We start from the raw sequence: 23252 nt of genomic DNA, 5'->3' as shown, positions 1-23252 counted from the left end.
GATGAGGTGGCATTGCCTGGACGGCCACGACTTTTCTCGTCATGCTTCTGCTTGCCTTGGGGAAGCGGATCACTGGAAGGCAGTTAAAAAATGAGGTCTTGCTGACCGAGGGACGTGTGACTCTGGTGGATGCCTACCTGGCAGGGGCGGTTTTGCTTGGACTGGCCCTCAATGCACTCTTTGGCTGGTGGTGGGCTGATCCGCTTGCTTCACTCGTCATTCTCTACTACGGCGTCAGAGAAGCCATCCATGCCCTGCACGAAAGTACTCTGAACAAGGCATAGATTGCTCGAAACCACGACTCAAGCGTGCTGATGAATTCCTTGAAGAATAGCTCTCAGCACGTTGTCCTTTCTTGCCATTATCGCGCTCAGATCAGTTACTCTCATATAATATCTAGAACTGAGCGTAGGAAAATCCTGGTTTTATGCCCGTTCTGGTAGAGAACTGCTGGCAGGGAGCACCCATCCTTCACTTTGGATAAGCGTTTTTGCATCCATTGAAGAGGATCCAGCCTATCCTACATTGTTGCAAACAGTACGCGGGATCGGATACCTGAGTGGCCGTGAGGTATGGCTCAATGCGCGACTGGTCGAGTTCTCTACGCGGCTCTTTGATTTAGTGCTCTACTTTGTGCAGCATCAAGGGATAATGCTTGCACGCAGAGAACTATTGGGCCACGTACAGGCGGGTCCTTCAGGAACTTTTCATGAGCCCCTTACTGAACAGCACGATGATCGCCTTCTTGATGTCTATGTGCATTGGTTACGGGAAAAAATTGAAGAGGATGTGACGCACCCGCAACGCATACAAACGGTGCGAGGCATCGGATATCGTTTTATGGGGTGAGGAGACACTGTTCTCTTGCCTCTCTCGTCCATTGCCTTGTATACTAGGCCGTGGTGAGGGATGTCCTCACCCTGACAAACATTCACAAAGGATTTTGGTATGACACAACGCGTGCTTTTCCTCTGTACGCATAATTCCGCGCGTTCACAGATGGCTGAAGGGCTGCTGAGAGCCTTGGGCGGTGAACAGTTTGAGGCGTATAGCGCTGGCACAGAAGCAACCCATGTGCGCCCACTGGCTCTTGAGGCGATGGCCGAACTCGGTATTGATATCTCACATCAAGAATCCAAGACGCTCAATCGCTATCTTCAGGAGCCATTTGATGACGTGATTACGGTATGTGACTCGGCGGCGGAGGCATGTCCAGTCTTTCCGGGCGCCAAGCATCGACGCCACTGGTCATTCCCTGATCCCTCGCGAGCGACAGGCAGCCACGACGAGCAACTTGCCGTCTATCGCCAGGTTCGTGATGCCATTCGTACACGTATTGAACAGGAATTATTGGCGAAAACGCCCTCTTTGTAGAAGCATCCGTCAAGAAGAGAGGAGAAGAGGAAGGTCCTCAATTGTCAGCCTATCCCTGAAGATACGTCACGATTGATGGGTGAGTACAGAGCATCCTTGACAATGCCTCACTTTTTTTCTATACTTTTATCGTTGATTGACGATGAAAGGCAGGTCACATGAAGCAAATTCCACTCATATCCACATCTGAGCAGGAAAGTGTGCGTAGCAATCCCCAGGTGGAGCCGACGAGTGATCAACTCGCACGGTACTGCAAAGCCCTTGCGCACCCAACGCGGGTGCAGATTGTCCGATTCCTCCAGACGGTTGACGCCTGTATTTGTGGTGACATTGTACAAATGCTCCCACTTGCTCAATCGACTGTCAGTCAGCATCTCAAAATCTTGAAGGATGCAGGGCTTATTCAGGGAGATATTGATGGTCCGAGAACCTGTTACAATATCAATCGAGAAGCAGTCGCGCATTTGAAGACGCTCATCGCGGCATTGTAAGCCGCATTCTTTTTGACATCTATTATCGTCAATCGGCGATAAGCGATAAGGAGAAACGACTATGTTATCTGTGGAACTGGTCTATGCAGTCAAGCAGGCCTTTCGCTCTGAGGCTCCTGCTTCCAAGTCAACACCGCCTACCGATGGAAACTGCTGTGATCCCGAGAGTGGCTGCTGTAGCACACCTGGTGTTTTACTGTCACGTATATGAGATGCACTCAGTAAGAGGCATAACGCCTTTCTAGGAAACGTTGTACATCCATGCAGATCTCTTCCCTACACGATGTGTTCGCCACGCTCCTCCCTCTTGACTGGCTGGATTGGCACACCCGCTTTCTCTTTTTTACGGGAAAAGGCGGCGTTGGCAAGACGACCATTTCCAGTACCGTTGCCCTTCGCCCGGCGGAAACCGGGCGGCGTATCCTGCTTGTGAGCACTGATCCTGCCTCAAATCTTGATGATGTCTTTGGTCTCACTGCTTCCTCTACGATGACAGCGGTGCCAGGTGTCGAGGATCTCTTCCTTATAAACCTTGATCCTGAAGCGAGCGCCGCAGCGTATCGCGAACGCGTCATTGGCCCATGTCGACAGAGCTTGCCAGCTGCCATTGTCCAGAACATGGAAGAGCAGTTATCGGGGGCGTGTACTGTTGAGATTGCGGCATTTAACGAGTTCACGCGTTTGCTCTCGGATGCACAGTTGGTGCAGAAGTATGATCATATCATCTTCGACACGGCACCTACTGGTCATACCCTTCGCCTGCTGAGTTTGCCACGAGCCTGGAGTGGTTTTGTCGCAACCGGTACGCATGGGGCGAGCTGCCTTGGCCCACTGGCTGGACTTGAGGCTCAGCGTGAGCACTATGCGGCAACGGTCCAGGCTCTCTCAGACGCGACACAAACAACGCTTGTGCTTGTCAGCCGGCCCGAGGAGAGTCCACTTCGTGAGGCGGCACGAACCAGCGAAGAGCTACAGACGCTTCATATCACCAATCAACGCCTCTTCCTCAATGGGCTTTTCCCAGATGTACAGACACAAGATCAGGTTGCCAGGCCCTGGTTGAACGTTAAGGTGCTGCTCTACTTGCACTTCCAGAGCCGTTGCGAGTGCTTCCTCTGCGCACTGTGCCGCTTGTCGCAAGTAATCTGACCGGTCTTGCTGCATTACGAGCGCTGGCCCAGGTCGCCACGTTTGAGCCAATGACGAGGGACAGCCACGAGGATGAGCAGGAGATGTCAGTCCTCTCGACAGATGAAGGCCTCGACGCACTGGTGTATCAACTCGCAACACAGCAGCGTGGAGTGATCCTGACCATGGGAAAAGGAGGCGTAGGCAAAACGACTGTTGCCGCGGCACTCGCGCTCGCACTGGCAAAGGCGGGGCATCGTGTCCATCTCTCAACCACCGATACGGCTGCGCATCTTGATCACACTGTTGGAACGACACCATTCCCCCATCTCACGGTGAGCCGGATTGATCCGCTTCTTGAGATAGAGCTCTATACTCAAGAGGTGCTCTCAGCCGCTGGTCCACTCGACGGGGAAAATAACGTCTCTACCTCGTTCCCTCTTCGCGGCAAGAGAAAAATTTCTCTCGGAGGGAGAGGAAACGGTGTACAACATATTTTTGCTTTAGGACACAGGCGTGTCAGACCTTATTATGAGGAGTATTTTTATGGAAACAACATCGTTGCTGCGTCGCGCCAGCGCAGAACTTATTGGGACCTATGCTCTGGTCACTGCTGGTTGTGGTGCGATCATGGTTGATAGTATAACGGGTGCGCTGACGCATGTCGGGGTTGCGCTGACCTTTGGACTCATTATTACCGTGATGATTGCCGCAACAGGCCACCTTTCCGGGGCACACTTCAACCCTGCCGTGACGGTCGCCTTCGCCCTGACTCGTCACTTTGCCTGGAAAGACGTTCCCGTCTATATTGTTGGACAACTCATGGGAGCCGTCCTGGGAGCCGCGACCCTCCGTCTGCTCTTTGGCCCCGTGGCTCTCCTTGGAGCAACGCTTCCCCATGGGAGCGTCTGGCAGTCCTTTGGCCTGGAAATCTTGCTCTCAGCCGCGCTCATGTTTGTCATTATTTCTGTCGCAACGGATACCCGAGCAGTGGGACAGTTGGCCGCGCTCGCCATTGGTGCCACCGTTGCCCTCGATGCGATGTGGGGAGGTCCTATTAGCGGCGCGTCGATGAATCCTGCGCGCTCATTTGGCCCCGCGCTGCTCTCCGGCGCATGGAATGGGCATTGGGCGTATTGGATCGGCCCTCTCCTTGGTGCCTGCCTGGGAGCCATCCTCTACCAGTGGTTGCGCCTGCCCGTTCCACCTGTCCCTCAACTGGAACCAGAGACGCTTAGCGTAGAAGAGTAAAAGGTTATATTCTTCCAGCCGAACGGACAATGACCTCAATTGCTGACGTCTTTGCTGCTGGAGATGTGGCTGATCCTTACTACCGCCAGGCTATTACCGCAGCGGCGGATGGCGTTCGTGCCGCGATGGATGTGAGACGATGGTTAGAGCAACAACAGATCGAGAAGAGAGATCCGGTGCCAGAGATCGTTGGCAGTGTCATCGAGGTCACACGAATGCCGTAGAACTCACACACGCTGAAATTGCCTTTCATTTGTTGCATCACGCAACGTTGCCATTGACAACGAAATAGGGAGGAGGTATACTGGTCATATCACTCGTTGCTTACCGCAACGAAAAAGATAGGAGGAATACGATGGGATCTCATGTATCGACAGGGGCTTTGTTACGAGAAGTCGCACGCCTGCATGTGCAGTTGCAGCGCAATTGTGTGGCTTATTGTAGAGGAACTACCTCTACCCAGTGTAATGTGCTGACAGAACTGGGACGGAGTGGCCCTGTAACGCTGGCCGAACTGAGTCGCCGGGTTGGCCTGGATAAAGGCTGGACTAGTCGTGCCGTTGAGCAACTGGTGCAGGAAGGACTGGTGGAGAAAGTTGCCAGTACGCGGGACCGGCGTACGGTTCAACTCTCGCTGTCTGCCGCAGGCGAGGAGCGCCTGGCCGAACTGAGCGGCACCCTTAATGACCTGGCAGAGCAAACATTCGAGCATATTCCCGCAGCGCAACATGAGATGGTTCGTTCCTCCCTCGAACTGCTCCAGCAGGCCTTACAGACCCTGACCACGGAGGCGGAGACAACTGACAATGCGGATCAGGGAGGAGCAGCATGCGGGTGCGAGTAGCCACGGTTGCTGATGCCTCGGCAATTGCAACCATTTACAATCAGGGGATCGAGGACCGGGTGGGAACGTTTGAGACGCAGTTGCGCACCGAGGCCATGGTCGCATCCTGGTTTGATGGCATGCATCCCATTGTGGTGGTAGAGCAGGAACAGGATATCATCGCCTATGCCTCCACTTCCTCGTATCGCTCGCGTCCTTGCTATGCAGGCATTGCCGAGTTCTCTGTCTATGTTCGGCGCGATTGGCGCGGCAAAGGCGCAGGCCGCCTGGCGATCACGTACCTGCTTCAGGAGAGCGCCGCTGCGGGATTCTGGAAACTGCTCTCACGCGTGTTTGTGGAGAACGAGGCCAGCCGTGGCCTGTTACGCTCACTGGGATTTCGCGAAGTGGGCATCTATGAAAAACATGGACAACTTGATGGTATTTGGCGCGATGTGGTGATTGTCGAATATCTCATTGCCAGCAATCTTGCCACTGCGTCCTTTGACCAGTCATCTCGTCATACTATTTAGCAAACAAAAACGTATATGTTTCTTTAGAAGGAGACACACTATGAGTTATTCGATGCCATCTGAATTCCCCTCCTCGCTTCCCGTGGCTATTATTGGAGCGGGACCTATTGGACTGGCTGCCGCTGCACATCTTCTGCGTCGTGGAGAAACCCCTCTTCTTTTTGAGGCAGGCGATACGGTAGGGGCCTCGGTACTACGTTGGGGACACGTCCGCCTCTTCTCTCCCTGGCGTTATATGCTCGATAGCCAGGCGGTCTCGCTGTTAGAGGAAACCAGTTGGCGGGCTCCTGACGGTGAGGGCTATCCCACAGGGCGTGAACTCGTTGAGCAGTACCTCGAACCCCTCTCTCAGGTGCCTGCACTCCAACCCCATCTTCGCCTCAAGACGCGCGTCCTGGTCGTCACGCGCCTGGGATATGACAAGATGAAAACGCCTGGTCGCGAGGAGGCGCCCTTTGTGCTTCGTGTCGAGCATGCCGATGGGGACGAGGAAGATGTGCTGGCTAAAGCCGTGATTGATGCCTCGGGTACCTATCAGCAGCCGAATACATTGGGGGCACATGGCATGCCTGCATTAGGCGAACGAGCCTTGCAACAGTGCATCTTCTACGGGATTCCCGATGTCCTGGGCAAAGATCGCGCACGCTATGCAGGTCGTCGGGTACTAGTTGTTGGCAGTGGACACTCGGCTTTCAATGCGTTGCTTGAACTCGAAGCCCTTGCACGAGAGGAACCCGCCACTCAGTTGTTCTGGGCGATTCGGCGCAAGGAGGCTGGTCAGCTCTATGGTGGCGGCGAGAGTGATGCGCTCGCTGAACGCGGGCAGCTCGGCGCACGCATCCGCCGCCTGGTAGACAGCGGCCAGCTGCGCATGGTAAGCAATGTCCAGATTCAGAAACTCTCTCAGACAGCGCAAGGGATTTCCCTGGCGGGTTACGAAGCGGAGCTTCCCCCAGTCGATGAGATCATTGCGACGACCGGCTTCCGCCCCGACCTCTCACTCGTCAACGAGCTACGCCTCGCGCTTGACCCGGCGGTGGAGAGCCCGGCGGTCCTGGCTCCGTTGATTGACCCGAATGTACATAGCTGCGGGACCGTTCCTCCTCATGGGGTGGATGAGCTGACCCATCCAGAAGCCAACTTCTACATCGTTGGTATGAAGAGTTATGGCCGTGCGCCGACCTTCTTGATGCTCACTGGCTACGAGCAGATACGCTCGATTGTCGCGGCTCTCACTGGTGATTGGGAAAGCGCGCGCCGGGTTGAACTCGAACTACCGGAGACGGGCGTCTGCTCAGTGGACAATGGTGGGTCCTGCTGTGCCTCGGAAAGTTGTGGAACAGGGGGCGCCCAAGAACCAACAGCGACCAGAGAGGAAAGCGCCAGTTGCTGTACACCGCAGCCAGCTCAGGTTCCGGTGACCCTCGGAGTCAGGCAATTCCCTGGCAAGGGTCTCCAGGTCGTTGCGCAAGGGAACTGCTGTGGCTAGCAACGATGCTGGGGAGAGGCGAGCCTCTTCCCAGCAGCCTCTCGCATACGCTTCCATACGAGAGAAGGGACTTCTCTCTTCCAGGCGCTCTTCCTATGGCTGGATTCTGGTGGGAGCGCTTGGTTTGACCACGATTCTTTCGTACGGGACGACGCAATACCTCTTTGGCACACTTATCGTTCCCGTGAGTGACACCTTCCACTGGAACCGAGCCAGCATCTCCAGTGTCTATGCGGTGAGCTTGCTCCTCGCCGGACTGTTGGGCGTTCCCGTTGGGTACCTTGTGGATCGTTATGGTGCTCGTCTGCTTATGACGCTGGGTTCTCTGCTGGGTGGACTGACCCTCTTTGGATTGGCATCTGCGCATGCCGCCTGGCAATTCGCGCTGCTGTGGGTGGGAGGCATGGGTATTGCCATGGCGCTCTTTCTCTACCCAGTCACCTTTACCGTCATTACGACCTGGTTTGAACAGGGACGAGGGAAGGCCTTTGCGGTCCTGACCTTTCTCGGTGGACTGGCCTCACCCATCTTCTTTCCCCTGGCTGGGGCCTTGCTTCCCATCATGGGCTGGCGAAGCATGCTGCTCCTCTTTGGGGGACTGCATCTCGTCATTGCTGTGCCGCTCCATGGGCTGCTGCTGCGCCGAGCACCCGGAGGAGAGGGCACGCGAACGCTTCATGAGCATCAAGAGCGCTCTTTGTTGAGAGGAGAGGAGGTGACGGCCCGGCAGGCCTTGCGGCAAAGGCCTTTTTGGACGCTGACCATCTCGTTTGCCATCGCGATGCTTGGCAACACCGTTCTCTTTACCCACCAGATTGCGCACCTGATCCACCGCGGATATGATCCAGTGCTTGCCGCGACCCTTGCCGGAGGATTAGGCCTGGCAAGTTTACCAGGACGCGTCGGGCTCAATCTCTTGAGCGAACGCGTCTCCCCACGTGTGCTGCTTGGACTCTGTCATGTGGTGCAGGCCCTGGGGGTCGTCTTTCTCATCCTGGCCCCATCGATTCCCTGGCTGCTGGTGTATGTGCTGCTCTATGGGGCGGCTTTTGGAGCTATCTCTCCGCTCAAAGCCTCGGTGGTTGCGGATTATTTTGGCAAGAAGGCGTATGGAGCCATCACCGCGCTGCAAGGGCTGCCCATTGCACTCTGTACTGCGGCTGGCCCTCTGGCAGCAGGTTGGCTCTATGACCTGCTTGGGCGCTATGACCTCGCTTTCTGGTTGTGTGCCGGGGGATTTCTTCTGGCGGGCATCGGCATCGCTCTCACGCCTCCAGCCAGGCAGCGGAGGCCAGTAGCTGGTGAGAGACTGGAAGGAGCATGAAAAAGAGTGACGTTGTTTGCCGGCCTCTCATACGTACGAGAGGCCGGCAAACAACGTTATTTCGCGATCACTATTAACGCCGACGTAATTCTGAGCCGATTTAGAACCGGAATGGCTGCTTTTCGAGGGCGAAAGAAATGACCATTTTTTTCGCTTCAATGGCGCATCTTTTTTCTGAGCACGCTTCTCACGCGGCGTCAAGGGGAAGCGAAGCGGCCTTGATGCCGCGTGAGAAGCGTGCTACACTCGCTCAGCCATTGAGGCAAAACGCGCCTAAACCGGCTCGGATTTTCACCGGCTCTGACATCACATCGCAAGTTGCCAGAGCGTGGCGAGGAGGAGTGTCGCTGCCAGGTGAAGAGCCTCTGGCTGAACGCGCTCAATCGCATCACCAGGGGTATGCAACTGTGCCGCCCCAACACTCAATCCCACCGCCGGAAATCCCGCCTGAACAAATGGTCGCTGGTCGGAAGCAATGTTGCCCACGATGAGCGGGATATCGAGCCAGCGCCCCGCCTGATCAAGGGCCTGGAGTAAGGTGTCGGTCTGCGGACCTGGCTCAACCCAGACGGCTTCATTGAGACAGGCTGCTCCATCTAGATTGAGCATGAGCGGCGCGTTCCCCTGTGCTTTGAGCTGAGTTGCCAGGGCAAAGGACCCTTGCGTCCCGACTTCTTCAGCATCAAAGGCGACAAAGAGGAGAGGGCGCCTGAACTGGAGCGGAATCTGTGTGATTGTTCGTGCCAGTTCGAGTAAGACCGCGACAGCAGCCGCGTTATCTGTGGCGCCGGGGAGGCGCGGACCTCCAACATCATCCCCAACTCCGTCATAATGAGCACCCAGGATCAGGGGTGCATTGGCAAAGCGCTCATCGGTTCCAGGACGTTGCACCAGAACGTTATACCCCTGGGTCTGGTGCGCAAAGGCGGGAACGCGTGCGCGTATCCTTGTCCCTACCAGTTGCGTGTGTAGGTCTGCTCGAACTGAGAGCACTGGAAGGGCAACGGAGGCACTGGCAATGATACGCTTTACCAGATAGCCATCAGCGGTCGCGTAGAGAGGTGTCAGCAGACCAAGCGCTCCTTGTTGTGCAAGCTCGTTGGCCAGCGTTGTGAATGCGGTCCCCTGTGGAACAGCATCAAGCGCTACCCACGCTCCCTGGTAGCGATCACTAGCACCCTCTTCCGAAAACGCAACAACTGTCCCTGCTACGATGTCCGGCTGAAAGGCGGATCGTGGGTGCTCACAGTACTCGGTACGCTGTACAAAGGCGTGGAGCACCTCACCCTCCGATGTTACCTGTTCCAGCAGGAGTGGGGCAGCCTGTTCAAATACTGGAGCCGAAAGTGGAAAGGCCTGTGTGGTTGTCTCCCACCCTAGGGTCTTCCATTGCTCTACCAGAAAATCCGTTGTCCTCGCGTGTCCCTGCGTCCCCACACGTCGACCAGCAAAAGCAGGAGCACACAACTGGTGTGTGTGCTCCATCATGCGAACTGGATTGAGAAGCGTGAGGGCCGCGAGAAGGTCAGGCGGAGCAGTGTGCTCAGTTGCCATGTCAGTCACCATGCGGTCTCTCCTTCCACCTAGCCGTTGTTATTAGCAGCATCGCTGTTGGCTCGCAGGGGAATCTCCTTGTACGGGTTCTCCACAACACCCGCCTGTCACCTGCGTCTCAGTGGAGAGGGCGGTATTGGATGTGGATTCCCCGCAACACCCTGTGCTTGCGGCCTGGCTGGTCGTGCCACAACACCCACCTGTTGCCTGGATGTCTGAAGCGACGACAGCCTGGCTGGACGTGGGTTCTCCGCAACATCCTGCTCCTGCGGACTGGCTGGTTGTGCCACAACATCCACTCTGCTGGACCGGCAAGGTTGAAACGGTGGGAAGGCCGTGCTGAAAACCACCTTTAGCTGCTGGTTTTGACGAATTGGAGACCTGGGTCATAAATGCATACTCCTTTGTTTTTCGTTTCGTCTGTTCAACTCTGTATGCCTTGAGGCATGCTCATCTAGGCAGACGTCCCTCCTCGCCAAAAGACGCAACAATTTTATATGCTGTTGCTGTGTACAAACTGTGAAGCCAACAAGCAAAGATGAGGGTGCAATTGGAACTAGACCACAACGGCTGCGTGCCCAGATGCGTCCTTTTTCATCCGGCTCCGTCTACATGGATAGAAATGATTTTAACAACAGGAAGGGACATGAAAATGTTTCGAGAAGAGGCACTGGCGCACTGGCGCCAGCAGGAGTATGAACAGGCTCGTCTTTCCCTGCATCGGTTCCAGACCGCACGTTTGGCCAGGGAAGCAGACAGGAGAAAAAGCGCGTGGATGGATGGTGTCTCCACCAGGCTCAAGCACGGAGTTTCGCTGCTCCTTGGCACAAATAGCACCAGGAACGCTGGCGCTCAACTCTGTTGCTCTTCCCAGCCCTTGACGTGCTGTGCATAATACAGGCAGATATGCTTTATCAAAAGAGAAGGTATGAAGGAATGGTTCACACGATTGAGTCTGCCTGGCAAACACTCCATGACCCCCTCTATCGCTTTATCCTTCGACGCGTGGCAACCGAGGAGCAGGCTGAAGACCTGCTCCAGGAAGTCTTCCTTAAGATGCACACGCAGGTCGACTCGTTGCGCGAACATGACAAGCTAGAAAGCTGGATGTACCAGATTGCGCGCAATCTGATCATTGATCACTATCGCAAAAGGAGGCAGGACGTTCCATTAGAGGATGCCGAGGAGATGCTGCCTCTCGATGAAATTCCAGAAGAGAACGTACAGGCGCAATTGGCCGCGTCGGTCGCTGCCATGATTGCCTGCTTGCCTCCTGCCTATCAAGAGGCGCTTCTGCTCACCGATATGCAAGGTCTCTCACAGAAAGAATTGGCAACGCGCCTGGGGCTCTCGTTTTCAGGAGCCAAGTCACGGGTGCAACGGGCGCGCGAAAAGCTGAAGCAAGTCGTGCTGGATTGTTGTCACATTGAGTTTGATCGCCTTGGACGCGTTATTGACTACTACTCCCATTGCACCTGTTGCCAAACACAAGAGCATGAGAAAAAAGGGCGCTCTACTGAACGGTGTGCATGCACATCTCAAGCAACGTGCGCATCTTCTCAGGCAAACACCATCTTGTCAGTCATCAAGATAGGGGATATTGGTCTTAAGGCTTGAATGTCCAAGTCTCATGAACAGATTGTAAGCCTGATTATGGACGCGGAAATCGGGTTAGGCGAGTTTTCTGCCCTTGATGACCTTGAGCTTATAGAACCTCGCGAGTGAGAGGACATACTGAGCGACATCCATTGGGTGTTGGAGAAAGGGGAATAGCGCTGGTCTCTAGCTGTGTTCTAGGGATCTAAGAGGGAGAGGTTGAAGTAAAACCGTATGGCTTCAGCCTCTTTTGCGTTCTCTCATGATGAACGCCTCAATTTCTAGGCAAAGGAAACGTGCCTTCTGTTCTTGGCTTCTACTGAAGTGGAGCAACTCCACCTCCCGCACGTTTCGGCGGGAGGACAAAGAGGGATGAAGAGATAAACGCTCGATAAACCCGTTCTCGTGTTCTCATCGATCTTGCCGGTGAGGAAGCCTTTCCCGAGAGGGCTAAAGGGAACGAAGCCGATGCCGATTCCCTGGCCTAACGACCGGTCATTTTGAGAATGGCATCGGGGAGCCGAGACCCTTGTACCTTGATTTTTGATGCGGCACTTTCGATCTCGCGGAGGTCGTCGGATGTCAGTTCGACGCCGGCTGCTCCCATGTTCTCGTCGAGGCGTTCCAGCTTCCGCATGCCGGGGATGGGAACAATCCATGGTTTCTGGGCCAGTAGCCAGGCGAGTGCGATCTGCGCAGTCGTCGCCTTTTTCTGCTCTGCGATCCTGCCCAGCAGATCGACCAGGGCCTGATTCGCCTGGCGAGCCTCTGGGGCAAAGCGCGGGTACGAGGTCCTGATGTCGGATGGATCGAAGGTCGTCGTCGTGGCAATCTTTCCCGTGAGGAAGCCACTGCCAAGCGGGCTAAAAGGCACGAAACCGATGCCGAGTTCCTCGCACGTCGGCAGCGCCTCCGCTTCGGGATCTCTCGTCCACAGCGAGTATTCGCTCTGGACCGCCGTGAGCGGTTGAACGGCGTGCGCCCTCCGAATCGTCTGCGCACCTGCCTCGGAAAGGCCAAAGTGCTTCACCTTCCCTGCCTCGATCAGCTCCTTCACCGTTCCGGCCACGTCTTCAATGGGCACCTCCGGGTCCACACGGTGCTGATAGTACAGATCAATGGTTTCGATCCTGAGTCGTTTGAGAGACCCCTCAACGACGTGCTTGATATGCTCTGGCTTACTCGAAAGGCCCAACCGCTCCGCGTTGGGACCAAAATGGAAGCCGAATTTGGTGGCGATCACCACGTTCTCGCGATAGGGAGCAAGCGCTTCGCCCACCAGTTCTTCGTTCACATACGGTCCATACGATTCAGCAGTATCAAAAAACGTCATGCCGCGTTCGACTGCCATCCGAAGCAGTTGGATCATCTCCTGTTTGTCGGGTGCTGGACCGTAGGCATAGCTCATGCCCATACAGCCGAGCCCGAGGGCCGAAACCTCCAGGTTGCTCTTGCCAAGTGTGCGTTTCTGCATTCGTCTTGTCTCCTGTCTTTGCGTGAAAGGTCGGTCGCGCCAAAACGACGGCCCCAGGTCCAGGTGGCTCGCTTGATGTCCCAGCAGGATGATGCGTTCGGCTCCCATGCGTCTTTTCTCATTTTCCCTCAACCACGAAGAACGTCGTGCGAAATGAAAGGAATCGGGAACAACAAACGAGCCTGCCAGAATCAAACGGTACCCTCATTCGAGTGGGACTTCAACGGCAACGTTGTACTTGGGGTAGTAGGACTTCACGTTCCTCCCATACTTGTTGCGAAACTTCTCAAGAACCCTGTCGAGCTGCACCTCGTCGGTGAGAAAACGGGCGTTTGTGGTGAGCGTCTCCCCTCTGGCTGTCAGGCGGATGATTGGTGTTTTGAGTACGTTTTTGTACCAGTCGGTCTCTGATCCTTTCACTGGGATCAGATAGAGCTTGTTGCCATCCAGGGCGAACCAGATGGGAAGCGAAATGGGGCGACCGGACGTTCGACCAGTCACGGTGATATCGATGATCTGGGCGCTCTGCAGACCCGTGTGAAAATCGGCGTGTGCCATAGGGATCTCCTTCGATGTTCTTGCTCATCATTTTGACTGCTGCTTGTCGTGGCAACTGCTCAACGACCTGTCACTTGCTCCAGGTGTTCGGGGGAGCGTGCCCCTTGCACCTTGATCTGTGAAATGGCTGTCAAGAACACCTCAAACGTTCGGTGGTACGCCTTCAGCATGGATGGCGGTTGGGCGAACAGGGACAGCACCATGAGCAGGCTGTTCGATAGCAAAGTGGTGAGGCTGAGCGGGGCGAGGGCGCCCTCGCCCCGCTCAGGGAATCTCTGCTCTGTCTGAAGATCATTATAGACGCGCCTTTGCACAGGGCGATAGAATGATTGTCGCAAATGATTGACAGATTCTGCAAATCTGGCAGATGAGCGATGGAAAACCAGAGAAGAGGCTCATTTGTTCGTCTTGCCCAGCGAGGCCGTAGGCGCTCTTGCGGCTCAGCACCTCATTGCACGTGGGCATCGCCATCTGGCGTTGGTGCAGCCAGACGGCGACGTCATGTCATGCCCCTTTGCGCAGCACCTGGATGGGATGTGCTCAGTCATCCACACTTCTTCCTGATGGCGCAGGAAAAGCGCTGTGTCAAAGTTTCTATATACCTACCTGAGTAAGACGTCAGACCAGGCTGGAACTGGTGCCACGATGTACCAGGTCTGGTTTGGTGAGACAACGCATCTGCATGACTCGAGTCCGAGCTACTTCGCGAACGGCCGGACGGCCTGGTTGGCAGTTCCTTCTGGCGCGGGGTTAGACGTTGTGGGTAATGTGGTTTCGCTTAGCCAGAGCGGCTCGACAACCGTCAAGGTATATGGTCGCCCTACGGGTAGCGATACCTACCAGATAGGCGACGCCCCTAATGGCGCGCTCTTCGTCTCTGGCCTGACTGCTACTGACGATAGCAATAACCTCTGGTACGAGATTAACTACAATCATCGCCAGGCCTGGGTGCCTGCCACAGTGGTAACCGTGATTAAGGCTCCAGGCGGAAAATATCATCCCTGGTAAATTCCAGCCCGGCTTCGTTTGGAAATAGGATTGTGGTAGGGCAATGCCTCAGGCATTGCCCTACCACAATCCTATATTCTTCTGCCTTAATTCTTTGCTACATGTGAGTGCTCTGGTTGAAGCATCAGAAATGCTTCGCCTATACGCCTTCTTTGCTGTCTGTACGCAGGTTTGGATAAAGAGCAATACTATCACCCATCGAGGGCGAGCCATGATCCACCTCAAACCAGAGATTCTTTATATGCTTAAGTCATAGGCAAATAATCAGTGGGGAGAACCACACTATCATAGTAGTGGTTCTACCCACCCATCCTCTTTCAAGGAGATGCTTTTTAATAGGACAACCCATGCCCAAAGGGAAAGAGCGGTTGCTCCGAGTCAAAAGGCACATCCGAGCGTTGCTTGCGTACCGCTTCCATGGAGGAGGGCAGTTCAAAAGGCAGGGTGCCCTGAGAAGCAACGCGGCCAAAGACCACATCGAGCAGGGCTACGTCGCTGGCCCCAAAATTGGCCAGCAGAGCGGCGCTGTGTTCCGCGATCTCCGGCATCACGGCTGGTCGATCCAGGTAGATGTCAACGATGGTGGGAACCTGGCTCAACACGTTCAGAATGCGCGCTAGTTCCTCTTCCTTGAAATCCAGGTCGCCCGAGTGGAAGAAGTTAGCCAGGAAACCGCCACCCTTGGGAGGCTGGAACGGTGCCTGGAGGCGCAGAATGGCCAGATCGGCCTCGGCGGGCGTGGCGACCACCTCTCCATAGGTACTGGCAACGTCTGGGGCGACATTCTCAATGTAAATCTTTGGTCTGCCGCTCAGAGGCAGCGTCGGTCCGTTTGCGCCAGTAGCGTTTTTTAGTAGCACAAAGGCTTTGCGCTGGGCCAGCGCTCCAGCCGCCTGGAAGCGCTCATTGCCAACAATTCGTTCGGCAGCATCAGGATCGACAAAGGGCTGATCAAACAGGCCCAGGCGGAATTTCTCGCGCAGCAGACGGCGCACCGAGATGTCAAGCCGACTTTCAGGGATCTGCCCGCTTCTGACCAGGTCGATAATCACTTCAGGACAGGCTTCGCCGCCAAACTGGTCAACACCCGCGTCAAGAACCTTCTTGGCCTTCTCCGAGATGCTCAGGTGCTCAACGCCCCAACTGCGTGCTGGAAAAGGCTCGCCCATCATTTCCACGTCGGTGAGCAGTCCCCAGTCGGTGCACACAATCCCATCAAAGGCATATTTCTGGCGCAACAGATCGGTGATGACATCTTTGTTGAAGCCAAAACCAACCTCTTCAATGGGCAGGCCCACCGGCATGCCATAATAAGGCATAACCTGGGAAACGCCCGCCGCAAAGGCATCTTCAAAGGGTTGGAGGTGATAGTCAAAGTTGTTACCAGGATAGACCTGCTCGCGTCCATACGCGAAGTGTGGATCCTCGCCATCTTTCTGCGGACCCCCGCCAGGAAAGTGCTTGACCATGCAGGAGACACTCTCCGGGCCAATGTGCTCTCCCTGGAAACCACGAATATACGCGGCGGTCATCTTACCGGAACGCTCTGCATCCTCGCCAAAGGTCCCGTTAATGCGCGCCCAGCGCGGCTCCGTTGCCAGGTCGGCCATGGGGTGAAGCGCCACGCGAATACCCACCGCTGTGTATTCCTGGCGCGCCATATCGCCAAACTCCTCCACCAGCGCGGGATCATTGATGGCGGCCAGACCTAGCGGCTCTGGCCACTGCGAAAAGGCTCCGGCCAGAAAGCTGGCTCCAGGATTGCTGCTAAAAGCGTGGCGCGGATCAGTGGAAATGGTCACCGGAATGCCCAGGCGTGTCTCCTCGGCCAGGGCCTGGAGGCGATTGTACCATTCCGCGATCTGCCTGGGGGCAGAGCCGTAGAGAATGTTGAAATGATTCATCAACTTCCGAGACACCATCTCAGTCGTCGACTCCGTCGGGAAAGGACCGTCGCCCTCGCTTAACGTTCCATCGGAGTTCATCGCGATCATGGTCTGGAAGAGCAAACCCGCTTTCTCTTCCAGCGTCATCTGTCCCAGCAGATCTTCCACGCGCTCCTCAAGCGGCACACGGGGATCTTCATAGGGGTCCAGGCGTCCGTTTTTGTTCAGATCGCGATACGCGAAACCATCATCAGTAGAGAGTGTTTGTACAGGCATATACTTCCGTTTCTCCTTAGTGAGAGAGCCTCCCAGCGTTGTTCACACCTTTACTTATTCGTATAAGTTGGAGTATAATCTGGGAAAAACCAGAAGTCAAGAGGCTGAGTTAAAGAAAGATCGAATTTATGAGAGGCGAGCAGCGTAGAACCAAAAGCGTCGATGTGGCGCGGGAAGCTGGGGTATCGCAAGCCACTGTCAGTTATGTACTCAATAATGATCCGCGCCAGAGTATTCCAGAAGAGACGCGGGTCAGAGTGATGGAGGCCGCGCGCAAACTGGGCTATCAACCATACGCGCCAGCTCGCTCGCTGCGCTCGGGAAAGAGCAAAATCGTGCTGGTCGTCTGGCCAATGTCAGTCGTTGAGGCAGCTATCTCTCAAATGATTGAAGAACTGGCAGCGGCAGTGGCAAAAGTGGGCTTCAGCCTGGTCTGGCAGGTGGGCTTCTCCAGTGAACAGGAGCACCTGTCAGCCAACCTCGCGCCAGCGGTCGTGGTCGGGATGGTCGATGAAAACGATGCCGCCGCAGTTGCCAGCCTCCAGCGTTTTCACGCCCCGATTATTACGTTGGGCAATCGGGACTGGATCAACGCGGGCACGTGCGCGCAGGTGGCGTACCTGCTCCAGCAAGGTCCGCGTCCCATTGTCTACGCTGCCACGGAAAAGGCGCAACTGCAGCATCTCTCACGCACTCGCCAGGAAGCCGTGCAGCAAATGTGCCGCGAACATGGCCTGCCCGAACCGCGTATAGTGACCGTCTCCCAGACGCGCGAGAAGGCGCGCCAGGCGCTGGCGGATCTCCTGGCAGTGCAGTCTCCGCCGTTCGCGGTCTGCGCGTATAACGACGACGTGGCCTTTGCCACCCTGGCCGCGCTCTCCGACCTCAACATTGCCGTGCCGGAGACCGTCAGCGTCATCGGTCACGACAATACGATGATTGCCGAACTGAGTATTCCTCCGCTCACAACCATCGGCCTCGAAAATCCCAACCTGACTGAGCACCTGATCGCGAGCGTTGTCTCCGTCTGCCAGGGGGGGCCTGTTCTGGAGACCGGCACCTTGCAGGCAAAAGTCGTCGTGCGAGCCTCGGCATAGTTATGCTACTCAGCGTGGTTCTCGCGCTGTATCAAAAGAGGAGCATGCGCGAAGAGCTTTTCATTTCAGGTGCTGGCTAGCAGAGAGTTCTAGAGAGGCGGCTTTTCGCTTACCCTGCTACCTGGTTCTTCCCCAACAAAGCTGAATAACTCCTTCTCGTAATCACCCGAAGAGGTGAAGACAACATCCCTTCTGGCCGGATATACTGTTTTTTATCTCAGGAATAAGAATGTAGTGGAGAGGGTTATAAATCAGGAAAGTATTGGATTATTTCCGCAAGAAGGATATTGTCCCTCACTTAAAAGGGAAGAATAAAATATATGCAGACAACACACTTTGATAATGCAACTACTCCCGCTCTTGAAGAGGCGGTGCTGATGGAACCCGGTGTGGTTCCTCCTGGCAAACAGACGAGATCTATTACTCTTGCTCTGACCTTTCTCATAGGGTGCGTCACCTTAATCATGACCGGGTTTGCGATTATCATCCCGGTTTTTCCCCAGCGTTTGCAAGCGTTGGGGTTGGGACCTGAGACGCTGGCGTTAATGGAAGGTGCCTTTGGTCTGGGCATGTTCCTCTTTAGCACGCCAATGGGAACATGGGCGGGTCGCATTGGTCGTAAACCTATTCTCTTTATCTCGTTAGCTGGTTTTATTGGCACGAATATCGCTCTGGCATTTGTGAATGTGCCGCTGTTGTTTATTCTCATTCGCTTTGTCGAGGGCATGCTGATATCTGGCCTGATGCCTGTGGCGATGGCGATGATTGGTGATACGATTCCCCTGGAGCGACAGGGGCGCTGGATTGGTTTTGTCACGACGGCCCAGGCGGTGGGAATCGCCCTGGGACCCGGGATTGGTGGCTTTCTCTATCAATCGTTGGGTTTTACCAGCCCATTCTTGTTCTCAGCCGGAATCGCGTTCATAGCTTCGCTCCTGGCAATCTTTATGGTGCCCGAAACCTTGCCGGATGCGGTGCGGCTAGAGGCCCGGCAGCCAAAGGCGAAGCCGGGGTCAATCGCGAGAAATAAGCGAGAATTGAGCCTTCTTGGTCTGGTCTTGCTCTTCCTGCCATTCCTGGTAATCGATTTTGGCATGATCTTCACCTATCCATTTGTCTTTCCGCAATATCCCTTCTTCTTTGAAAAGGTCCTGCACTATAGCGCGGCCCAATATGGCATCATCATCAGCACCTATGGGCTGGCCCTGGCGGTGTTCCCGCTCTTCCTGGGTCGTCTGAGCGAGACCATGCAGAAGAAGCCACTCATTGTCATTGGGAGCTTGCTCTTTGGTGGCCTGAACCTGTTTATGTTTGCGGCCCCCTTCTATCCGCTGCTCTTGCTGGGCTCGGTACTGGGAGGGCTGGGAAGCGCCCTGGTGCAGCCAGCAATGGGCAGCATCTATCTGGGTGCTACGACCGATAAAAATCGCGGTCAGGTAATGGGGATACGTGGCTCGGCCATTTCTCTGGCGGTAATGCTTGGTCCGCTGACGCAAGCGCTCGTCGGACACTGGATCACCCCGCAGACGACCTTCGCCATCGGCGTAGCGTTGTCGTTAGGCATGGCCGGCGTGGCGTTTGCCTTGTTGAAGAGCCCACAACAGACTACGGAAGCGTGACTATTTTTGAAACAGAGAGAACCATGACAAAAGAACAACTACTCGCTTTGATAGAGGAGCTTGGCTTGATTGACCTGGGGGATGCCATCGCCTACCTGGACCCAGATGGAGCGGTCGAAGCGCTCCTCATCACCGAGAAGGAGCCACAAACGATGTGTGCGTGAAAATGGTAGATGCGATCCAGGAACATTGAGTGTGGCCCGACACGTAAAGTACGTGTCGGGCCACACTCAATGTTCCTGGATCTTCTGGATCCTGAATGGGATTGTGTACGTGGTCTTGCTCTTCGCCACGGGTGAGAGGGCCAGGGTGGCTTCCGTGAAGATGTCCAGTTTTACAGTATGGGCGCTGAAATATAAACTACTCCCATGTTTGATCTAGCTGGGGGGCGTAGAACAAGAGCGCTCGCTTGTAGCGCACCAGGTTCTCGTCAACGGTCGTCTGCGCGAGGTGGGTTAAAAGGAGTTCCACAGATTCGCTATACTGCTGAGTGTTGTAAAGAGCTATTGCCAGGAAGACAGAGAAGGCGCGATTGTGTGGAAATTCTTTTATCCCACGCTTGAAGGTTTCTATTGCTTTGGCGTATTCTCCTAACGCTCGGTAGGTGCTCCCCAGGCCCAGAAGTGCCCCTTCCAGGTCGGCATCTGCAAGCCCCTTCTCAATGGCTCGCACATAAAAAGGAATAGCCTCGCGCTCAAGCCCCAGATTGTCATGTACCCACGCGGCCTGGTAATTGACCTGGGCATCATCGGGCGCGGAGGCGACCAACTCTAGCAGGAGCGCACGGGCCTCCTCGGCGCGCCCCGTCTCGCGGAGGTGAATTGCCTGCTGTAAGCGGTCTTGTGTCGTCATGTGTGCTTATTTCCTTTCCAACTCAAAAAATATCCAGGTGAGAGGTGCGTAGGAAGCTACCATACGTGTGAGCAGTACTATCTGTCAAGTATGATTTAAAAAAGTAAGTTGTGCGCAATACTATTGACAACTATAGAGTTAAAGAGTAATCTTTTCTACATATATTGGAGTAGTCTTTTGCCTTCTACGGAAAGAGCTATCAGGTGTAGTAATAGGACACCTGGGTTGGCAGGAATTATATGATTTGTGAATTGTTTATTTTGTATATGCCATTTGTACTGCTGTAACTGGTAAACACCCTTCTTCAAGGACGATAGCGGGAGAAAAGGAACCCGAGTATGGAACACCAGCCCTCCAAGCTATTTCAGCGAACAACAGAGCAGGACACTGCCAGCCAACCACTGAGCGCGTTACCTGGAGAAGAGCCTGCCTTCTCTCACAAAGGCCCTGACGGGCAACGAGACTCTAGGGGTTCCCAGGAGCCAGCGGAAGAGGAGCGCGCACATATCCTGCATGATATGGCGCAGATAACTGCCCAGAGCTTTCAATCTTCGCAGGAGGCGATGCGCGTCGCCCTTGAAATGCTAGGTCGTTTTCTGGATTGCCAGACCCTCTTTGTCGCCCGGGTCAATACGTACCAGGATGAAGAAACGACCTGTGATGGACATAGAGATGCGTACACCCTCAAAATTATGGAGGCGCGCAACCAGGGCACGTCACGTCCGGCAACGGGAGCGGAAGGTGCGCTAAATCGGACCTATTGCCAAACCATCTGGCGTACACAGCGTCCACTTATTGTCGAAGATTCCACTCGTAACCTCTATTATCAGCAGCTTCCCACGACTGAGGAATACAACATCGGGTCCTATATTGGCGTCCCCCTGCTCTACAGCGATGGCCGCGTGTATGGTACTCTCTGCTCGCAGGACCCGCATCCACGCCCACTCGTGCAGCAGCCGGAGAAACTGGAACTGATGCAAATAGTGGCGCGATTTCTGATTTCGCATATTGAGCGGGAAGAGCTGATGGAGCAGTTACGCGCCGCCAAAAACACCCAGGCTGAGCTGATGCATAAAGAGCAGCAAGCGCGACTGGAGGCCGACCGACGCGTTCAGGAAATGGAGGTCATCTTTGAGGCGATGGGCGATGGTGTGCTCGTGTGCGATAGCAATGGGCGGCTGCAGATGAACAATATTGCCCGACATTCGTTGTCTGTGGTCTCCTCATGTAATGATCTTCACGATTTACTTGAGCGTCAGCGTGATAGGACAATAATCTGGGATGAAGACGGCCGCCCCTTAGCTCCTGAGGATATACCGATCATGCGCGTTCTGCGAGGTGAAAGCCTGGTCGGAGAAAAGATGGTCATTATCCAACGGGAGAACGTGTGGGGCGAGAGGCGCTTTCTGAGCGTTGCCGGGCGACCAATTTGTGATCCACAAGACCAGCTTAACGGTGGTGTGCTCGTTTTTCGCGATATCAATGAACACTATCTACTCGAACGGCGTACGCATGAGACGCTGGATGCGCTTCTGATGCTGGCTGAATCCCTGGCGCGCTTGCCAGAAAATCAGTCTATGTTCTCTGCCGATATGCCCTTATCTGACCAGGAATCGTCACTGCGCTTTACCTGTCAATGCCTGAGACAACTGATATCCGTCATTATGCACTGCCAGGACGTCGGTATTCTCTCGCTCGACCCTGAAACGGCGACCTGGAGTCTGCTCAATGAATATGGTTCTACTCATGAACAGGGGGGACCCTGGTGGCAGGATGTCAGGCAGACCTTTGCAACCTTTCAAGAGATCGACACAGATCGCCTGTGCAACAATGAGATCGTGATTCACGATCTGCCATCGCGGGAGGGTGTAGACACTCCGCTACTGGTAGAGGCACCAATGTTCCTGCGAAACCGCTTGCTAGGCGCGCTCGTCTTGATCTCACCACAGGACGACACTCCCTTTATGCCCATTGATGATACCTTGATCAAGGCTGTTGCCAAGCTGACCGGGCTGGTGTATGAGCGCGAACACCTGCTATTACAACAGGCCGAGGCCCGTGCCCACGCGTTAGCATTGCAGGAGACCAATCGTCGCTTCAACGAGTTCCTGAGCATTGCCAGCCATGAACTGAAGGGGCCATTGACCGGTTTGAAAGGCAATATTCAGCTAGCGCAACGCTCGCTGCGTACCTTGAAATCTCAGCGGATGCAGGAGCAAGAGGCCTCCTCCGCCTTGCTGGAGAAGATCCAGCGACATCTCGAACGGGCGGAGCAGCAGGTCCATGTGCAGAGCCGCCTGGCAAGTGATCTGCTGGATGTCTCGCGTATTCGGGCGGGCACGCTTGAACTTCATAGGCAGCCCTGCGACATCGGGCAGGTGGTGCGTGAGGCGGTCGAGGATCAGCGCCAGGTTACGGGAGGCCGGATCATCACGCTGAAGCAGCCTGGCGAGAAACTGCTTATTCATGGCGATGCCGAGCGCCTAGGCCAGGTCATCAATAATTATGTGACCAACGCGCACAAGTACTCAGCGATTGAAAGGCCCATAGAGGTAGCTGTCACGACCGAAGGTCCTATGGTACGCGTGACCGTAAGCGACCAGGGGCCAGGCTTGACGCCCGATGAGCAGAAACGCATCTGGGAGCGCTTCTATCGCGCCAAAGGCATCACCGTCATGAGCGGGAATGGCCTCGGTCTTGGTCTGGGGCTACACATTTGCAAGACCATCGTGGAGCAGCACGGCGGCAGTATTGGCTTGCAGAGCACACCCGGCCAGGGCTCTGATTTCTGGTTTACCCTGCCCCTTAGCGAGGAGCCTGGTCGGTGCTGAGAGTGAGAAGATGAGTTTTCAAACGCAAAGGCCTGGACAATGTGAGTGTCCAGGCCTTTGCGTTTGCATGCTTGGTATGCCGAGGTCC

General features: G+C 55.1%; 28 protein-coding genes. 22 read left to right on the top strand and 6 right to left on the bottom strand.

Annotated features, from left to right (window positions below):
- Positions 1-11 precede the first annotated feature (11 nt).
- The 13 genes from KRAC_RS19965 to KRAC_RS19915 all read left to right on the top strand — a co-directional run bounded on the left by KRAC_RS19965 (position 12) and on the right by KRAC_RS19915 (position 8413).
- Positions 12-284: a cation efflux transmembrane domain-containing protein gene (locus KRAC_RS19965; RefSeq protein WP_274532131.1), complete on the top strand. Its 273-nt coding sequence runs from the start codon at positions 12-14 to the stop codon at positions 282-284.
- Positions 285-525: 241 nt separating this feature from the next.
- The gene (locus tag KRAC_RS19960; protein ID WP_052568428.1) at positions 526-849 is read left to right on the top strand and encodes a winged helix-turn-helix domain-containing protein; all 324 of its coding nucleotides are present in this window, start codon (positions 526-528) and stop codon (positions 847-849) included.
- A gap of 99 nt (positions 850-948) precedes the next feature.
- On the top strand, positions 949-1374 hold the full coding sequence (locus KRAC_RS19955; protein WP_007910124.1) for an arsenate reductase ArsC: 426 nt from the start codon (positions 949-951) through the stop codon (positions 1372-1374).
- A gap of 158 nt (positions 1375-1532) precedes the next feature.
- Entirely contained in the window at positions 1533-1865 is a 333-nt protein-coding gene (locus KRAC_RS19950) for an ArsR/SmtB family transcription factor (RefSeq protein WP_007910123.1), read from the top strand.
- A 61-nt stretch (positions 1866-1926) separates the two neighbouring features.
- Positions 1927-2076: a hypothetical protein gene (locus tag KRAC_RS71425; RefSeq protein ID WP_007910122.1), complete on the top strand. Its 150-nt coding sequence runs from the start codon at positions 1927-1929 to the stop codon at positions 2074-2076.
- Positions 2077-2126: 50 nt separating this feature from the next.
- Entirely contained in the window at positions 2127-3014 is an 888-nt protein-coding gene (locus KRAC_RS19945; RefSeq protein WP_052568423.1) for a TRC40/GET3/ArsA family transport-energizing ATPase, read from the top strand.
- Positions 2990-3631 carry an ArsA-related P-loop ATPase gene (locus tag KRAC_RS66235; RefSeq protein ID WP_169460916.1) on the top strand — a complete coding sequence of 214 codons (642 nt, stop codon included), beginning with the start codon at positions 2990-2992 and terminating at the stop codon, positions 3629-3631. Before KRAC_RS19945 ends, KRAC_RS66235 begins: the two co-directional genes overlap by 25 nt.
- Positions 3540-4244, top strand: a complete 705-nt coding sequence (locus KRAC_RS19940) for an MIP family channel protein (RefSeq protein WP_040443922.1) — start codon at positions 3540-3542, stop codon at positions 4242-4244. The genes KRAC_RS66235 and KRAC_RS19940 overlap by 92 nt, the downstream gene beginning before the upstream one ends.
- A 29-nt stretch (positions 4245-4273) precedes the next feature.
- Entirely contained in the window at positions 4274-4468 is a 195-nt protein-coding gene (locus tag KRAC_RS74595; RefSeq protein ID WP_040443920.1) for an NAD(P)/FAD-dependent oxidoreductase, read from the top strand.
- Positions 4469-4599: 131 nt separating this feature from the next.
- Positions 4600-5088 carry a MarR family winged helix-turn-helix transcriptional regulator gene (locus KRAC_RS19930; RefSeq protein ID WP_007910120.1) on the top strand — a complete coding sequence of 163 codons (489 nt, stop codon included), beginning with the start codon at positions 4600-4602 and terminating at the stop codon, positions 5086-5088.
- Positions 5073-5600 carry an arsinothricin resistance N-acetyltransferase ArsN1 family A gene (locus KRAC_RS19925; RefSeq protein WP_007910119.1) on the top strand — a complete coding sequence of 176 codons (528 nt, stop codon included), beginning with the start codon at positions 5073-5075 and terminating at the stop codon, positions 5598-5600. The genes KRAC_RS19930 and KRAC_RS19925 overlap by 16 nt, the downstream gene beginning before the upstream one ends.
- A 40-nt stretch (positions 5601-5640) precedes the next feature.
- Positions 5641-7089, top strand: a complete 1449-nt coding sequence (locus tag KRAC_RS19920; protein WP_007910118.1) for an FAD-dependent oxidoreductase — start codon at positions 5641-5643, stop codon at positions 7087-7089.
- 124 nt (positions 7090-7213) lie between these two features.
- Complete coding sequence (locus KRAC_RS19915) at positions 7214-8413, top strand: MFS transporter (protein ID WP_169460915.1); 1200 nt, start codon at positions 7214-7216, stop codon at positions 8411-8413.
- A gap of 306 nt (positions 8414-8719) precedes the next feature.
- Here the strand turns inward: KRAC_RS19915 and KRAC_RS62020 are convergent, their stop codons facing one another.
- Positions 8720-9979 (bottom strand): M28 family metallopeptidase, encoded by a 1260-nt coding sequence (locus tag KRAC_RS62020; RefSeq protein WP_007910110.1) that lies wholly within the window; start codon positions 9977-9979, stop codon positions 8720-8722.
- Positions 9980-10109: 130 nt separating this feature from the next.
- On the opposite strand from KRAC_RS62020, the gene KRAC_RS73770 reads away from it, so the two are divergent.
- The 3 genes from KRAC_RS73770 (at position 10110) to sigZ (ending at position 11584) form a co-directional block, all read left to right on the top strand.
- The gene (locus KRAC_RS73770; protein ID WP_169460914.1) at positions 10110-10310 is read left to right on the top strand and encodes a hypothetical protein; all 201 of its coding nucleotides are present in this window, start codon (positions 10110-10112) and stop codon (positions 10308-10310) included.
- A 309-nt stretch (positions 10311-10619) separates the two neighbouring features.
- Positions 10620-10862 (top strand): hypothetical protein, encoded by a 243-nt coding sequence (locus KRAC_RS19900; protein ID WP_040443916.1) that lies wholly within the window; start codon positions 10620-10622, stop codon positions 10860-10862.
- Positions 10863-10903: 41 nt separating this feature from the next.
- Positions 10904-11584 carry an RNA polymerase sigma factor SigZ gene (gene sigZ, locus KRAC_RS19895; protein ID WP_007910107.1) on the top strand — a complete coding sequence of 227 codons (681 nt, stop codon included), beginning with the start codon at positions 10904-10906 and terminating at the stop codon, positions 11582-11584.
- A 463-nt stretch (positions 11585-12047) separates the two neighbouring features.
- Here the strand turns inward: sigZ and KRAC_RS19890 are convergent, their stop codons facing one another.
- The 3 genes from KRAC_RS19890 to KRAC_RS19880 form a co-directional block, all read right to left on the bottom strand.
- Positions 12048-13037, bottom strand: coding sequence for an aldo/keto reductase (locus KRAC_RS19890; protein WP_040444534.1), 990 nt, complete (start codon positions 13035-13037; stop codon positions 12048-12050).
- A 204-nt stretch (positions 13038-13241) separates the two neighbouring features.
- The gene (locus KRAC_RS19885; protein WP_007910105.1) at positions 13242-13595 is read right to left on the bottom strand and encodes a nitroreductase/quinone reductase family protein; all 354 of its coding nucleotides are present in this window, start codon (positions 13593-13595) and stop codon (positions 13242-13244) included.
- A gap of 59 nt (positions 13596-13654) precedes the next feature.
- Positions 13655-13933, bottom strand: coding sequence for a hypothetical protein (locus KRAC_RS19880; RefSeq protein WP_040443914.1), 279 nt, complete (start codon positions 13931-13933; stop codon positions 13655-13657).
- Positions 13934-13937: 4 nt separating this feature from the next.
- On the opposite strand from KRAC_RS19880, the gene KRAC_RS71410 reads away from it, so the two are divergent.
- Positions 13938-14159 (top strand): hypothetical protein, encoded by a 222-nt coding sequence (locus KRAC_RS71410; protein ID WP_211221303.1) that lies wholly within the window; start codon positions 13938-13940, stop codon positions 14157-14159.
- Positions 14160-14177: 18 nt separating this feature from the next.
- Positions 14178-14603: a hypothetical protein gene (locus tag KRAC_RS19875; protein ID WP_007910102.1), complete on the top strand. Its 426-nt coding sequence runs from the start codon at positions 14178-14180 to the stop codon at positions 14601-14603.
- Positions 14604-14935: 332 nt separating this feature from the next.
- Here KRAC_RS19875 and KRAC_RS19870 read toward each other — a convergent pair whose 3' ends face one another.
- On the bottom strand, positions 14936-16765 hold the full coding sequence (locus KRAC_RS19870) for a glycoside hydrolase family 3 protein (RefSeq protein ID WP_007910100.1): 1830 nt from the start codon (positions 16763-16765) through the stop codon (positions 14936-14938).
- A gap of 128 nt (positions 16766-16893) precedes the next feature.
- Here KRAC_RS19870 and KRAC_RS19865 point away from each other — a divergent pair, with 128 nt between their 5' ends.
- From KRAC_RS19865 to KRAC_RS71405, 3 genes are all read left to right on the top strand, one after another.
- Positions 16894-17862 carry a LacI family DNA-binding transcriptional regulator gene (locus tag KRAC_RS19865; protein ID WP_007910099.1) on the top strand — a complete coding sequence of 323 codons (969 nt, stop codon included), beginning with the start codon at positions 16894-16896 and terminating at the stop codon, positions 17860-17862.
- Positions 17863-18182: 320 nt separating this feature from the next.
- Positions 18183-19481, top strand: a complete 1299-nt coding sequence (locus tag KRAC_RS19860; RefSeq protein ID WP_007910098.1) for an MFS transporter — start codon at positions 18183-18185, stop codon at positions 19479-19481.
- A gap of 23 nt (positions 19482-19504) precedes the next feature.
- The gene (locus KRAC_RS71405) at positions 19505-19645 is read left to right on the top strand and encodes a hypothetical protein (protein ID WP_007910096.1); all 141 of its coding nucleotides are present in this window, start codon (positions 19505-19507) and stop codon (positions 19643-19645) included.
- Positions 19646-19841: 196 nt separating this feature from the next.
- Here the strand turns inward: KRAC_RS71405 and KRAC_RS19855 are convergent, their stop codons facing one another.
- A complete protein-coding gene (locus tag KRAC_RS19855; protein WP_007910095.1) occupies positions 19842-20333 on the bottom strand; it encodes a tetratricopeptide repeat protein in 492 nt (163 codons plus the stop codon).
- Positions 20334-20671: 338 nt separating this feature from the next.
- Here KRAC_RS19855 and KRAC_RS62015 point away from each other — a divergent pair, with 338 nt between their 5' ends.
- On the top strand, positions 20672-23164 hold the full coding sequence (locus tag KRAC_RS62015) for a sensor histidine kinase (protein ID WP_007910093.1): 2493 nt from the start codon (positions 20672-20674) through the stop codon (positions 23162-23164).
- Positions 23165-23252 lie beyond the last annotated feature (88 nt).

The sequence above is a fragment of the Ktedonobacter racemifer DSM 44963 genome, assembly GCF_000178855.1.
Taxonomy (GTDB): Bacteria; Chloroflexota; Ktedonobacteria; order Ktedonobacterales; family Ktedonobacteraceae; genus Ktedonobacter; species Ktedonobacter racemifer.
Note: the sequence above shows the minus strand (reverse complement) of the source record. Positions and strands in the feature narration are given on the sequence as shown.